Annotated in this window: 15 protein-coding genes; 14 read left to right on the plus strand and 1 reads right to left on the minus strand. The window is 42.3% G+C overall.

Features of this window, described 5'->3' with window-relative positions:
* From ABWO12_RS04660 to ABWO12_RS04675, 4 genes are all read left to right on the plus strand, one after another.
* The coding region (locus ABWO12_RS04660; protein ID WP_502902910.1) for a nucleoside-diphosphate sugar epimerase/dehydratase at positions 1–264 on the plus strand (264 nt) is incomplete at its 5' end.
* Entirely contained in the window at positions 228–1328 is a 1101-nt protein-coding gene (locus ABWO12_RS04665) for a UDP-N-acetylglucosamine 4,6-dehydratase family protein (protein WP_353087622.1), read from the plus strand. The genes ABWO12_RS04660 and ABWO12_RS04665, both read left to right, overlap by 37 nt.
* A 47-nt stretch (positions 1329–1375) precedes the next feature.
* Positions 1376–2131, plus strand: coding sequence for a polysaccharide biosynthesis/export family protein (locus tag ABWO12_RS04670; RefSeq protein WP_353087623.1), 756 nt, complete (start codon positions 1376–1378; stop codon positions 2129–2131).
* Between the two features lie 7 nt (positions 2132–2138).
* Positions 2139–4544, plus strand: coding sequence for a GumC family protein (locus ABWO12_RS04675; RefSeq protein WP_353087624.1), 2406 nt, complete (start codon positions 2139–2141; stop codon positions 4542–4544).
* A gap of 7 nt (positions 4545–4551) precedes the next feature.
* Here the strand turns inward: ABWO12_RS04675 and ABWO12_RS04680 are convergent, their stop codons facing one another.
* On the minus strand, positions 4552–5286 hold the full coding sequence (locus ABWO12_RS04680; protein ID WP_353087625.1) for a tyrosine-protein phosphatase: 735 nt from the start codon (positions 5284–5286) through the stop codon (positions 4552–4554).
* A gap of 82 nt (positions 5287–5368) precedes the next feature.
* Between ABWO12_RS04680 and ABWO12_RS04685 the strand changes: the two genes are divergently transcribed.
* The 10 genes from ABWO12_RS04685 to ABWO12_RS04730 are packed head-to-tail and all read left to right on the plus strand — an operon-like array spanning position 5369 to position 14753.
* Positions 5369–6247: an ABC transporter permease gene (locus tag ABWO12_RS04685; RefSeq protein WP_353087626.1), complete on the plus strand. Its 879-nt coding sequence runs from the start codon at positions 5369–5371 to the stop codon at positions 6245–6247.
* Complete coding sequence (locus ABWO12_RS04690) at positions 6247–7524, plus strand: ABC transporter ATP-binding protein (protein WP_353087627.1); 1278 nt, start codon at positions 6247–6249, stop codon at positions 7522–7524. Before ABWO12_RS04685 ends, ABWO12_RS04690 begins: the two co-directional genes overlap by 1 nt.
* Positions 7521–8195, plus strand: a complete 675-nt coding sequence (locus tag ABWO12_RS04695; protein ID WP_353087628.1) for an FkbM family methyltransferase — start codon at positions 7521–7523, stop codon at positions 8193–8195. The genes ABWO12_RS04690 and ABWO12_RS04695 overlap by 4 nt, the downstream gene beginning before the upstream one ends.
* A 1-nt stretch (position 8196) precedes the next feature.
* Complete coding sequence (locus tag ABWO12_RS04700; RefSeq protein ID WP_353087629.1) at positions 8197–9210, plus strand: glycosyltransferase family A protein; 1014 nt, start codon at positions 8197–8199, stop codon at positions 9208–9210.
* Entirely contained in the window at positions 9204–10115 is a 912-nt protein-coding gene (locus ABWO12_RS04705) for a glycosyltransferase family 2 protein (RefSeq protein ID WP_353087630.1), read from the plus strand. Before ABWO12_RS04700 ends, ABWO12_RS04705 begins: the two co-directional genes overlap by 7 nt.
* Positions 10112–10801, plus strand: coding sequence for an acylneuraminate cytidylyltransferase family protein (locus tag ABWO12_RS04710; protein ID WP_353087631.1), 690 nt, complete (start codon positions 10112–10114; stop codon positions 10799–10801). The genes ABWO12_RS04705 and ABWO12_RS04710 overlap by 4 nt, the downstream gene beginning before the upstream one ends.
* Positions 10798–11838, plus strand: coding sequence for an N-acetylneuraminate synthase family protein (locus ABWO12_RS04715; protein WP_353087632.1), 1041 nt, complete (start codon positions 10798–10800; stop codon positions 11836–11838). The genes ABWO12_RS04710 and ABWO12_RS04715 overlap by 4 nt, the downstream gene beginning before the upstream one ends.
* A 5-nt stretch (positions 11839–11843) precedes the next feature.
* A complete protein-coding gene (locus ABWO12_RS04720) occupies positions 11844–12830 on the plus strand; it encodes a glycosyltransferase (RefSeq protein WP_353087633.1) in 987 nt (328 codons plus the stop codon).
* Positions 12827–13948 carry a UDP-N-acetylglucosamine 2-epimerase gene (neuC, locus tag ABWO12_RS04725; RefSeq protein ID WP_353087634.1) on the plus strand — a complete coding sequence of 374 codons (1122 nt, stop codon included), beginning with the start codon at positions 12827–12829 and terminating at the stop codon, positions 13946–13948. The genes ABWO12_RS04720 and neuC overlap by 4 nt, the downstream gene beginning before the upstream one ends.
* A 13-nt stretch (positions 13949–13961) precedes the next feature.
* Positions 13962–14753: an FkbM family methyltransferase gene (locus ABWO12_RS04730; protein WP_353087635.1), complete on the plus strand. Its 792-nt coding sequence runs from the start codon at positions 13962–13964 to the stop codon at positions 14751–14753.
* Positions 14754–14895 lie beyond the last annotated feature (142 nt).

The raw sequence follows: 14895 nt of genomic DNA on the forward strand, positions 1-14895 counted from the left end.
AATCTTCCTATTTTTCAAATCCGCAAGAGTATTCCTGTATTGCTGCGGTCCAAAGGGGTAGACGCGCTGATCATTGCCGATCGATCGCTGACCAAAGAGGAGCGTTCGATTATCGTGGACGAATGTATTGAGTACGGATTTAAAGTGTATACGTTGCCAGTTGTTGCCGATTGGGACGATCAAAAGAAATTTCTAAAAAGATTAAGAATTTTGAAATTCACGATTTATTGGAGCGCAAGCCGATTACGTTGGATACCCAACTGATTTCGGAGTATTTGCAGGAAAAAACGATATTGGTGACGGGCGCTGCCGGTTCCATTGGGAGCGAGATTGTTCGTCAAGTTCTCTTATTTCAACCCAAGCGTATTATTTTATTGGATCAAGCCGAGACTCCGTTGCATTCGCTATCCTTAGAAATTTCAGGGAAAGGTCGTGCGGTTGAATTGATTGATGTGGTGGGTGATGTGCGGGATTATGCCTTTATGGAAACGGTTTTCAAATCGTATCTCCCCGATGTGGTGTATCACGCAGCAGCCTATAAACATGTGCCCTTAATGGAAATCAATCCCGCTCAAGCAGTCTTTACCAATGTGTTGGGCACGCGAAATGTAGCCGATTTATCCAACCAGTATCATGTTGATCGTTTTGTGATGGTTTCAACCGACAAAGCGGTAAATCCCAGTAGTGTGATGGGAGCTAGTAAACGCATTGCAGAAATGTATGTTCAAGCCAAGCATTTTAAACACCAACGACAAAATAATGGCCGATTTACCCGGTTTATTACTACACGCTTTGGGAATGTGTTAGGCTCCAATGGTTCAGTAGTGCCTCTTTTTACGAAACAGATACAAGAAGGCGGCCCCATTACGATTACCCATCCTGAGATTATTCGGTATTTTATGACCATACCCGAAGCGTGTCAATTGGTTTTGGAAGCAGGCTCTATGGGTAAAGGAGGAGAGATTTTCATTTTTGATATGGGCAAACCGGTTAAGATTATTGATTTGGCTCGAAAAATGATTCGTTTGGCGGGGTTTGTTCCCGAAAAAGATATTGCCATCAAAATAGTAGGCCTTCGTCCTGGAGAGAAATTGTATGAAGAGTTACTGAATGATTCGGCCAAAAATTTACCTACCCACCATGAAAAAATTATGATTGCCGTGGAGAATAGCGCCGATTTTGAAGAAGTAAGTCACCAAGTGGAAGTTTTGATCACCACTGCACGAACGGGTGCTTATGAAGCTACCGTTTCGCAAATGAAAGCGTTGGTACCTGATTTTAAGAGTTTGAATTCTGTATTTGAAAAATTAGATGTGACTCAAAAATAGCTCCCCTTTGTTAATAATCCCTATATTTGCAACACATTATTCAAAGTATGAAGAAAATTTCCTTACTTTTTTTGTTAATTACAGCACTTTCCCAAGTGTCATGTATCTCTAAGAAAAAGTATTATTACCTGCAAGGCGATTACAATATGGCTAATGCAGCCGCCAATTATGAGCCCATCATCCAAAAAGACGATCAAATTTCTATTCAAGTGTTGACTTACCAACGCGAACTTTCTGAACCTTTTAATATGAATGCTGTTGGTAATATGGGAGGAGGAAATATTATAAACAATCCCAATGCAGGATATTTAGTGGATAGTGAAGGGACAATCGATTTTCCTACTTTGGGTAAATTATCCGTGGCTGGTTATACTATTGAGCAATTGCGCTTAATGCTGACCGACAAATTAAAAGCCTATTTGGTCGATCCCATTATCAACATTCGCATTCTAAATTTTAAAGTAACCGTTTTAGGTGCAGTGGGGAATCCTGGAGTTAGAAATTTTAACACTAATCGGGTGACTATTTTCGATGCCTTGGCAATTTCTGGCGATGTAACTCCTTTTGGACTCCGCCAAGAAGTAATTATAATTCGTGACTACCAGGGAGTTAAATCCTTTAATACGATTGATTTGACCAAGGCTGATTTGGTGAATTCACCTTTTTACTACTTGGATCAAAATGATGTAATTTACATTCGAGAGCGCAAGGCAAAAATAGATGCCACAGCACTTCCCAATTTACCTATTATAATTTCTACAGTGAGTTTTTTAACTACAATGATTTTGTTACTTACCCGATAATTGAACTATGCAACAACCCTTAATACAAAATACAACTTCTCCAATCGAATCTAAGTCGGATGATTTCAATGTCAAAGACTTACTTTTTCGCTATCTTATTTATTGGAAATGGATTATTTTGTCGGTCGTTATCTGTTCGGCGTTAGCTTATATCTTTTTAAGGTATAAAGAAATTTATTATGGGGTTAATGCCTCTATATTAATTAAAGATGAAAAAAAGGGGGGTACTAGTGAGTTTTCGGCCTTTAGTGATTTGAATATTTTTGCGGGAAAAAACAATATTGAAAATGAGATTGCTATTTTTAAATCTCGAGGGCTCTCTCAAAATGTAGTGAAAAAACTCGATCTGGATATCAGTTATTTCAGCGAGGGTCGTGTGGTTGCTAAAGAATTGTACCGGGATTCCCCTATAAAAATGGTTTTTGTCAAGAAAAATGAATTGTATGATTCTAGGTTTATTTCATGGCGTGTTCGTCTGCTTGATTCTAAGCACTTTGAGTTGTCCCAGCCCGATCTATCGCAGTCCCAACGGTACCGTTTCGGTCAGTTGATTTCCTCTCCAATAGGGACTTTTTTCATCCAAATTAAATCGTTTCCTGTTAAAGAGCCAATGTCCGATATTTTAATTGTTAAAAGTTCGGTAGAGTTGAAAGCCAATGTATTACGTGCAAGCTTAGGAATAACAAACGAAGAAAAAACAAACATTGTTAATTTAACTTATACGGACTTAACCCAAGAACGAGGGGTGGATTACCTCAACGGTCTCATCGAACAATACAATGAAGATGCCGTTCGTGACCGAAATCAAGTGGCCGAATTTACCAAAGAGTTTATCAATAGACGTTTAGAAATCATTACTAAAGAATTGGGGGGCGTTGAGGGCGATGCAGAGGTCTTTAAAAAACAACGGGGACTAACTACCTTAGAAGCTGATGCAGGATTGAGTTTGTCTTCAAAAACGGAATATAATAGATCGGTACTATCTTTAGAAACAGAATTGAAAGTAAGTGACTTTCTGCTCGATGAAGTGCGTAAAATCAAAAAAGGGATGTTGATACCCACCAATGTGGTGACCGCTTCCCCCTCGATAGTAACTTTCATTAACAAGTACAATGAATCGGAATTAAGCCGTAAAACTTTTTTAATCAGTGGTACTGAAAATAACCCTCGCGTTAAACAAATTGAGCGTGAATTAGAGGATATTAAGCAAAGTGTAATCAGTAGTATTATCAGCCATCAACGCGACTTGCGCATTAAAAAGAATGATTTATTAAACCAACGCGCGCTTTACGAAGGTAAAGTGTATAATGTGCCTACGAATGAGCGTTTTTATAATGAAATCGCCCGTCAACAAAAAATTAAAGAAACACTCTATTTATATTTACTCCAAAAACGTGAGGAAACTGAAATCTCTCTAGCGGTTACCTCTCCCAAAGCCAAAATTATTGATACCGCCTACCTAACAGGGCCGATTTCAATCAAATCTTCCCTCGTCTATTTAATTGCTTTTGTATTAGGTTTGGCACTGCCCATCGGATTTTTGACCTTACTTTTTGCTTTAGACACCAAAATCAAAAGCCGCATGGATGTGGAAGGAAAAGTGTCGGTTCCCTATTTGGGCGATATTCCACGTTCGGATAATAGTGAAGAGCTTATCGACTCCAACAGCCGCTCTAGTTCGGCAGAAGCAGTTCGTATGATTCGAACCAATTTGGAGTTTGTGCTCTCCGAAGTGCAGCCTGGACGTTGCAAAACGATTTTTGTGACTTCCTCGATACCCAAAGAAGGGAAGACGTTTATAGCGATTAACTTGGCTACAACCATTGCCCTCTCTGGGAAAAAAGTATTGGTGATTGGATTGGATATTCGAAATCCAAAATTGGATGTGTATATCAATCTTCCCGCCAAAGGACTCACCAATTTCTTATCCAAAACGGGAGAATCCATTCACGATTATATTATCAAAGTCAAAGGCTACGAAAATTTCTATGCTCTTCCTTCTGGGGTTATTCCGCCCAATCCTGTAGAGCTTTTGATGAATGATAAAATCAATCGCCTTTTTGATGAATTAAAAACGGAGTTTGATTATATCATTGTAGATACTGCTCCAGTGAGTGTGGTTACCGATACGTTCTTGATTTCACACAATGCCGATGCCTTTATCTATGTAATGCGTGCCAATTATTTAGACAAACGAATGTTGCGTTTTGTGGAAACTATTTACAAAGAGCGCAAATTGCCCAATATGGCTCTTGTGTTGAATGACACCGATATTCAACGTTCCTACGGCTATGGTTATGGCTATGGTTACGGCTATGGTTACGGCTACGGTTATGGTTACGGTTATGGCTATGGGGTAGAAGAAAAGAAACTTACCCTTACGGATAGGATTCTTCGTTATTTTAAGAAGTAATTCTAGCTTATTTCGTGTAAAAATCCACGTTTTTTTGGAGTAATTCCACGACTGCTTTTTCGTTTTTTACGGCCAATGGTTGGCTTAAGGCTTGCACATGCTTTTCATGGTGGACATCGGTTCCCGAGTACTCGTAAAGTCCTTCGTTTAATAACAATGCTGCCGTTTTTAATACAGGCCAACCATAATATCCAGTAAGCGCGGGAAGATTCAATTGAAACAAACACCCCGCTTTCTTGAGGCGTCGGTACTCCTCCATTTTTCCATGATAAAAATTATAGCGTTCGGGATGTGCTAAAACCGGACGATATCCTTCGACTTGAAGTTCAAACAGCCAATCGTATAAAGCCAGTGGCGGTTGTTGGTAGGACATTTCAACCAACACCAAATTTTCTCTCAGGGTACAAAGAGGCCCTTCATATAGTTTTTGCGTAAAATCGGCATCCAACATGTACTCGGCAGCCCAATGCAACGAACCCGAATCCAAAGGGATATGGTCTGAAAACGACTGTGCTAAGGGTTCGATGGTAGCCCGATTATTGTGCCAAACTCCTGCCATGATATGGGGTGTGGCCGTAAAATGATGAATTCCTAATGCTTTCAATTCGGCACATCGCATTTGCGTTTCTTCCCACGAAGCACAACCGTCGTCAATTCCGGGGAGTAAATGCGAATGGATGTCGACATAACCTTCAGGAATTAAGCGGCTTAGTATAGGTTTTTGTTTCGTAAAGAACCACATAAAATTATCTGTTTAAAAGCGGGGTAAAGGTAACTAATTCGTGATTTAGTTTTATATTTGCCCGACAAATAACCCAACCCTTGTGAGTCAAAATACACGTCCACATAACGATAACGAAGCCTGGGATCTCATCATCAAAGGGAAACAAGGCATCTTTGCGCTCCACCTCAAGGATTTATGGCGGTACCGTGATTTACTTTTCATGTTTGTAAAACGCGATTTCGTAAGTTTTTACAAACAAACCATCTTGGGGCCGTTGTGGTTTTTTATCCAACCTCTTTTTACTACCCTTGTCTTTACTTTCGTATTTGGGAATTTGGCAGGAATCAGTGCCGACGGGTTACCGCATCAGCTCTTTTACTTGTGCGGGATCACAGCTTGGAATTATTTTGCCGATTGCTTGACCAAAACCAGTACCGTGTTTAAAGACAATACTAATATTTTTGGCAAAGTCTACTTCCCGCGTTTGATTATGCCCTTGAGTATCGTTGTGAGTAATCTGGTGCGGTTTGGAGTGCAATTATTGTTGCTCATTGCCATGATGGGTTATTTTTCGTTATATCCCATTCCCAACACTTCGTTTCAACTCACGGAAGGTATTTTTCTATTTCCTTTTTTGGTGGTATTGATGGCGCTTTTGGGACTCGGATTGGGGTTGATAATCACAGCAATTACCACCAAATATAAGGATCTTACTTTTTTGGTGACGTTTGGCGTGCAACTTATGATGTATGCAACTTCGGTGATTTATCCGTTGAGTTATATCCAACCCGAATATAAAAAGTGGATTGCGTGGAATCCGATGACGACCATCATCGAGGCGTTTCGCTATGCCTTTTTAGGAAAAGGCGAATTTACCACCTACAGCTTATTGTATACTACTGGAGTAACCTTAGTCGTATTGTTTTTAGGAATTTTGATTTTTAACAAAACCGAACGCACGTTCGTCGATACCATCTGATGCCACGCACTGTTATAGAAGTTCACCAGCTTTCCAAAGCTTATCAAATCGGACAAATCGGTACCGGTACTATTTCCCGTGACTTGGAGCGATTTGTGGTGACCAAAATTTTACGTCGTGACGACCCCTTTTTGAAAGTGGGTGAGGTAAATGATCGAACGGTGAAGTCCGATTCAGATATCGTTTGGTCTTTGCGCGATATCAATTTTGATGTACAAGAAGGCAATGCGGTGGGGATTATTGGTAAAAATGGAGCCGGAAAAAGTACGTTACTCAAACTCTTATCCCGTGTTACCGCTCCTACTACAGGTGAAATTCGAATCAAAGGCCGAATCGCAAGTTTGCTCGAAGTGGGTACTGGATTTCATCCCGAATTGACGGGTCGCGAAAATATTTATTTAAACGGCGCGATTTTGGGGATGCGCAAAAAAGAAATCGATCGTAAAATCGATGAAATTATTGCTTTCTCTGGTTGTGAACGTTACATCGATACCCCCGTAAAACGCTACAGTAGCGGGATGACCGTTCGTTTGGCTTTTGCGGTAGCGGCGCATCTCGAACCCGAAATTTTGGTGGTGGATGAAGTTTTGGCTGTCGGGGATGCCGAATTTCAAAAAAAAGCCATTGGTAAAATGCAAGACATCTCCAAAGGTGAAGGACGCACCGTTTTGTTTGTCAGTCACGATATGACCGCCATTCACGCCTTAACGGATTCGGTTATTATTTTGAAAAATGGGGAATGCTCCGATCGAATGCCCACCGACGAAGGAATTCAACAGTATTTGGCTACTAATTTGACGCAAAGTAGTAGCAAGTTAATTCGTAAATCGGATGGCGATTTATACGTAGAACGCTTTTTGATCAATAGCGATGAAGTCAATTATACGCAAATTCCCTCTGGCGACCCGTTGCGCATGCAGTTTTTTCTGAACAAACCCATTTCGGCACAAGAGGCTTCGTCTTTGGCGTTTTATGTTGTCTTTCGAAATGAACTCAATTATCCCGTATTTACCGTTTCCAATCGGTACGATGCCCACGCCCAAGTCTCCGATTCGGGTCAGGTGCAATACATCGAATGCCTAGTGCCCTCTATGGCCTTGGCTGAGGGAAAATATACGGCCAAAACCTGGATGGCTTTCAAAGGTGGGTTTTGTGACGAAATTACCGATGCTTTTGAAGTGGACGTGTTGGCTTCCAACTTTTACCATACCGGTCAAATGCCCATCGCGCGAAAGCACGGTGCCTTTTTGTTGAATCAAAATTGGACGTTGAAATGATAGCGAACAAAATTCGAGAATTCATCTATCGCCGATATAATATTAGCTTTTCCAAGGCGGGAGAGGACATGCAATTGATGAAATTAATCATTCATCGTACGCCCGGCGTTTATGTTGACATCGGTTGTTGGCATCCTGTGATTGCTTCTAATACGTATTTGTTTTATATCCACGGATGGAAAGGCATTTGCATTGATCCCAATCCCGAACTTCGCCCTTTGTACCAAAAGTTTCGTCCTACCGATATTTTTGAAAATTGTGCTTTAGGTTCCCAAGACCTCAATTTAAAATATTATATGCTTCCCGATAGTTCGATGAACACCCTTGATTATGGGTTTATCGAAAAAAGGGAATTGCAATCACAAATTCAGCAAGTTCTCGACGTTCCGACTATTCCTTTGGCCACTATTTTGGAACGGCATTTGCAGCCAGGCGATCGGTTGGATTTCTTTGATGTAGATGTGGAAGGATATGATCTGGAAGTGCTGAAAACTAATGATTGGGAGCGTTTTCGTCCTCGGTTTTTAGTTGTAGAATCCGATTTACCCCTCAAGGAAGACTTGGATTCGGAGATGCATGATTATCTTTCCTCGGTAGATTATATCATCATCGGTAAAGTGATTACCAAAGGAAATCTCGGCAATACCTTTTACATCGATAATCGTCTGTAATATGCGCTCTGGTTTTAATCCCAACAAAGATCAGTTGGTTCCCCCTTCAAAGTACCTACATCAAGTAGTGGTGCCGGTGCATATACCCCACCAAACGGACTACTATAAAGACAGTCTTAATATTTTAAAGTATTGTTTAGACTCCCTAACCGCTACAGTGCAACCTTTTACCTTTATTACTGTGGTCAACAACGGATCTTGCGAAGCTGTAGTTCAAGAATTAAACCGCCGACACCAAGAAGGTACAATTCATGAAATTATTCATTCCATCGCTATTGGTAAAGTCAATGCCTTAATAAAAGGATTGGTGAGTCATCAAGCCCCTTTGGTAACGCTAACAGATGCCGATGTGCTTTTTCAGCCAGGTTGGCAAGAAGAGACGATTGATTTATTTGAAAAAGTGAAGCGCATTGGGGCAGTCGGACTCATTCCGCAGATGAATTTGTTTCGTGTCGATGGATTTTCGTTGGTGTGGGAACATTTGTTTTCAGCCCGTTTGCGTTTTGCCAAAATACCCGATGTCGCTGCTGCCGAACGTTTTTACGACAGTATTGGCTGGGACCGTAACTATAATCCAAACCATCTTTTGTATAATTTGCAATACTCTGAAAATGGGAAATCCATGTGGGTGGGTTCTGGTCATGTGGTGGCGACCTTTCGTCGGGATGTCTTTCGCGAAATACAGCAGTCAGTTCCTCATCAATTGGGCGGAGATTCCGAGTGGTACCTCGATGAAAAACCCTATCAGTTTCATTACCATAAAGTAACCACATTGTCAAATTATGCCTTTCACATGGGTAATGTGAGAGAATCATGGATGGAAGTTCCGCCAACGATCCCCAAAGCCTCCACGCGAACCCACATTGAATTGTCACCTTCAGCGCCCAAGATTAGTCGTGTCGCTTACTTTTGGCAGTATCGTTTTTGGCGTAGAATTATGATGAACACGCCACTACTTTTCCGTTGGTTTATACTTCGAAAAGGGCTTCCTAAATCAGTGAAAGACATATGGTAACAAATCCCGTATTTAGTATATTAATTACGACACGCAATCGTTGGTCTGACTTGCAATTTACGTTGCAACAGCTTTTACCGTTGCTCCGACGGGACGATGTAGAATGTTTGATTGTCGACGACGGCTCTACCGATGGTACCACTACTTTTATTAAAGAACAATTTCCTCAGGTTCAGTTTTTTACCAACCCTAAGACAAAAGGATATATTTATAATCGTAACTTTTTGTTGCATACCGCTAAAGCGCCTTATCTGATCAGTTTGGATGACGATGCACATTTTGTGTTGCCACAGACCCTCGAAATCATACAGCAGCACTTTGAAAGGTATCCCCGTTGCGGACTCATTGCTTGTCGTGTTTTTTGGGGGAAAACGTTGCCTGCTACCCTCCAAACGGATGCCTTATCCCACAATGGTTTTGGATTTGTAGGTTGTGGACATGTGTGGCGAAAAAAAGCTTGGGAGTCCATTCCCGATTATCCAGAGCATTACGGATTTTATGGTGAAGAAGAATTTGCTTCGATGGCGCTCCTCCAAAAACGTTGGGAAATGCATTATGTTCCCGATCTTCTTGTTAACCATAGGGTAGAAGTTCGCCTACGGAAAAACGATGCCGACTATGCCTATCGACAGCGGAAAGCGTTTGCCAATAGCATTCGAAATTACATGACCTTTTATCCGTATTTTCGTCTTCCGTATACCTTGGCGTATTGCACGGCCATGCAGTTTTTTAATAAAGTAAAAGCACGGGATTACGTTGCCCTTTGGGCTACATTTAGAGCGATTTTTAGTATATTAGGCGCCTTAGGGGACTTGTTTCAAAGACGATACCGTTTGACCAAAATGCAGTATATTCGGATGAAAAAGTTACCTTTGAATCCTATATTCTGGAAACCTAACCCATGACAAACCCGTATATCGCCATTATTCCAGCCCGTGGCGGGTCAAAACGCTTACCCGGTAAAAACATTCGTTTTTTGGGTGACTTGCCCTTACTCGCGCACAGCATTCGGTATGCACAAGCCTCTTCTCGTATTCAACGAGTGATCGTTACTACCGATGATCCAGCGATAGAAGCAGTGGCCATGGACTATGGCGCCGAAGTCATCCAACGCCCCCACGAATTATCGGGCGATAAATCTCCTACCGTAACGGCATTGCAACATGTGTTAGCGCAACTAACCAAACTACCCGAGGGCGTGGTAGTACTACAACCCACCAATCCCTTGCGCCCTGTGGGTCTTTTGGACGAGGCTTTAGATTATTTTGAGCAAAATAAAGTGTCGGGTTTGTTTACCGTTTCGCCCAATCTCCATAAGTTAGGACGTATCCAAGCGCAATGCTTTGTGCCCTTTAATTACCATTTTGGCCAACGCAGTCAAGATATGGAGCCGTTGTATTATGAAAATGGATTGCTCTATGTTTGTAAGCCTTCGCTCATCAATAGTGGTGCTGTTATGGATGAAACCTGCTATCCGTTAGTCGTTACGCATCCCTATGCTGCAGTCGATATCGATACGGAAGCCGACTTTGCGTATGCCACATTTTGTTTCAACTATTATCAAACCCAACATAAATCAAACCACCCATGAATCCTTACTTTGAAATCGCTGGTCGCAAAATTGGACCGGATTACCCGCCCTTGGTAATCGCCGAAATTGGAATCAATCATGAAGGCGACTTGGAAGTGGCCAAAGCGATGGTTGATGCCGCACATCGTGCGGGCGCTGAGGTCGTGAAACACCAAACCCATATTGTTGCCGACGAAATGAGTGGTGCGGCCAAAAAGGTTATTCCCGGCAATGCCACGGTTTCAATCTATGAAATTATGGAGCGTTGTGCTTTAAATGAAGCCGACGAATGGGCCTTAAAATCTTATGTGGAAAGCAAAGGAATGATTTTTATTTCCACCCCTTTTTCCCGTGCTGCAGCCGAACGCTTAAAGAAATTTGATATTCCTGCGTACAAAATTGGCTCGGGCGAATGCAACAATTATCCTTTACTAGAACATATCGCAGCTTTTGGAAAACCGGTGATTTTGAGTACCGGAATGAATACCATCGAAAGTGTACAAAAAGCGGTGGCTATTTTTGACCGCTATCAGGTTCCTGTAGCCCTTTTGCACACCACCAATTTGTATCCAACCCCTATACCGCTTGTTCGTCTGGGAGCCATGACGCAGTTGCATGAAGCGTTCCCCGATAAGGTTTTTGGATTGTCCGATCATACGCTAAACAACAATGCATGCCTTGGGGCAGTGGCGCTAGGAGCAAGTATCTTGGAACGCCATTTTACCGACCACATGCAGCGCACCGGGCCCGATATTGTGTGCAGTATGGATGAACAAGCCTGCCGTGAATTGATTGTGGGTGCACATGAAATTTGGCAAATGCGTGGCGGTGAAAAACGTCCCGCGGCCGAAGAACAAGTGACCATCGATTTTGCGTTTGCCACCGTTTGTTCTATTGCTCCGATTGCTGAAGGGGAAACGCTAACCAAGGACAATATTTGGGTGAAACGACCCGGAACGGGAAAGATTTTAGCGGAGCATTTTGATTCATTGCTCGGAAAAAAAGCAACCCGTGCCATTGCGGCCGATGAACAATTGGATTTTTCAGATTTTAAATAAATACTATGCGCGTAGGAATGAACCCCCAAAAAAGCGAAGGCTTTATTTCGTTGACATCCAAACACCGGATGATCATGGTTTGTTACATTCCTGATTTTAGTGATTATTACCAAGCGTCATTTGAGGTGTTACAACTCTGTGTCGAATCGGCGATAAAAACGTTTAATACGCATGGAAAAATAACCTTGGTCAACAACGGGAGTTGCGCCGCAGTGCGAACCTATTTCAATACATTGTTTGAGTCAGGACAAATTGATAGTGTGATTCACCATCAAGAAAATATGGGTAAAATAGATGCCATGATGCAGGCAGCACGTGGGGTTCGAGAGGAGTACATTACCTTTTCGGATACCGATATTTTATTCAAAAATGGCTGGCAAGATGCGGTGGAACTGCTTTTAGATTCGTACCCCGATGTGGGTTCGGTTTCTCCCATATCTGTTCGCAACACACACAGTTACGTCACCGTGGCTACGATGCGTAAATTACTTCGCGGTAAATACCGTTTTTATTACGAATCATTACCCCAAAATATGGAGGATTACAATCGTTTTCTCCTCAGTATCAATTGGAAACCCATTGAAGATGTTCAGGTGAGATGGCCTGTCATTGATTTGGGCGCTCACAAAGTTTTGATGGGAGGCGGGCATAGTTTAGTGACGATTCGCCGCTCGATTGTACGGGATTTTGTTCCCAAAGATCCAGCCTTGATTTTAATCGGGAAACATTCCGTGTATAATTACATCGATTTGCCTGTAGATTTGGCCGGAAAAATGAGGGTTTCTACCTATGCCAATTGGGCGTACCACATGGGGAATGCTGCTGATGCCTGGATGTATGATATTCAAAAAAACAATCAAGCCGCCCCTCAAGCACCTTATGAACCACCTGTTTTTCAACAAGGGAAAATGATCGACTACAAAACGTTTTGGTACAAAATTCAAAAAGAGGTGTTCAAAAAACTATTCTTTTTACGTTATCCCAACCCATGAAAAAAATTGTTTTTTTAACTGGTACCCGAGCCGATTATGGTAAAATCAAATCCTTGATACAAATTCTAGAGGAACATCCCGATTTTGAACCCTATGTTTTTGTAACGGGCATGCATTTGCAACAAACCTATGGCTATACGCTCATTGAGATTCAACGGTGTCAGTTTTCACAAGTACATACCTTTGAAAATCATACCCATGAAACGACGATGGACTTGACATTGGCCAAAACCATAGAAGGATTTTCGGCCTATGTCAAAACTGTAAAGCCTGACATGATTGTGGTGCATGGCGATCGGGTGGAAACGCTTGCGGGCGCCATCGTGGGTTCCCTCAACAATATTTTGGTAGCGCATATCGAAGGTGGCGAATTGTCGGGTACGGTTGACGAACTGATTCGACATAGTGTTTCTAAATTAAGTCATGTACATTTTGTTTCCCATGAAGAAGCGGCCAACCGTTTGATTCAAATGGGTGAAATGGAACCTTCTATTGTGACCATCGGATCGCCCGACGTCGATATCATGTTTTCCAATCAGTTGCCTTCCCTTGATACTGCTAAAACCTATTATGAAATCCCGTTTGACGCCTATGGAATTCTGATGTTCCATCCCGTGACTACCGAAGCGGCAGCCATGCAAGGCTATGCCCAGCAATTGGTACAGGCCTTACTCGACGATACCCATAACTATGTCGTGATTTATCCGAATAACGATTTAGGCAGTCAAAAAATTCTAGACGCCTACGCTGCTTTTCAAGGGCAATCACGTTTTCGGGTGTTTCCTTCTTTGCGGTTTGAGTACTTTTTGACCCTATTAAAAAATGCCCAGTTCATCATCGGAAACAGTAGCGCGGGCATCCGCGAAGCCCCTTATTATGGTGTGCCTATTATAAATATTGGAACCCGTCAGCAAAATCGCGCTTTGCATGCCGATATAATCAATACCGACTATTCTTTTGAAGCTATTCGAGCAGCTTTGAGGGGAATCGATGCGCATGCTGTGCAACCCTCGGTTTCCGATTTTGGAGCGGGTAATAGTGCAGCCCTTTTTCTAGCGGCTTTACAACGTCCAGGGTTATGGGACATCAACCATCAAAAGCAGTTTAAAGACCGTTAATTTTTGAGTTGTTGTGAAAAAAAGAATCAAATCGATCCTCAGTCGCTTACTGCCTCAAGGCATGTTTCGGGAGCAAATAAAGTTAAGGTATTACCAATGGCGTGCGCCACGGGGTATTCGATTTGCTTTGGAGACCACCGCTTCCGGTTGGATTTACTGCACTACGATTGAGGGTGTTTCTATTCGCACGGTCGATCCGGTGTATACGGTGGCCAACGATTTTTTTTACTATCAAAAATTTTACAAACCCCAACCCGGTGATGTGGTCATGGATGCGGGCGGCAATGTAGGCATGATGGCCTTGTATTTTGCCCAACTCGTAGGGCCTTCAGGTAAGGTGTATTGTTTTGAACCCGATGCGCATAACCTTCGCGATATTCAGCGGAATTTGGCAATTAACTCCGAGTTGCAAGACCGAATTGTGGTGCAGTCTGAGTTGTTGTGGAATGCTAATACCTGGGTTGATTTTCAAGAATCGGGTACGGTCGGTTCTTCGGCCGTTTGGTTTTCTGGTACAGAGTCTATTGTCAAAAAGCAAGCCCTTACCATAGATGCTTGGGTACAATCGTTGGGATTGACGCGATTGGATTTTATAAAAATGGACATTGAAGGGGCGGAGATTGAAGCCTTGGAAGGCGCCGCGACCACATTGCGAACGTTACGGCCCAAAATGGCGATAGCCACGTATCATATCGTCAACGGAGCGCCCACGTATGAATGGGTGGAAACCTATTTTACAAAGCTGGCGTACCCGCACCAAACCCTTTCGTTAACCCGCCAAGAAATTTTAACGTTTGCGGGGTAGGTTTATCCAAAAATTCCTAATTGCGTATTGCAATCGGAGATTTTATATTTTTTTCAAAGCTTGTGAGCTGTCTAAAAGGCTCATAGTTTTGGGTGAAAGTTATAGTAGTAGTCACCAAAATCTAGCATCAGTGGTTGATGAC

The organism is Flavobacterium sp. (assembly GCF_040379285.1).
Lineage (GTDB): Bacteria > Bacteroidota > Bacteroidia > Flavobacteriales > Flavobacteriaceae > Flavobacterium.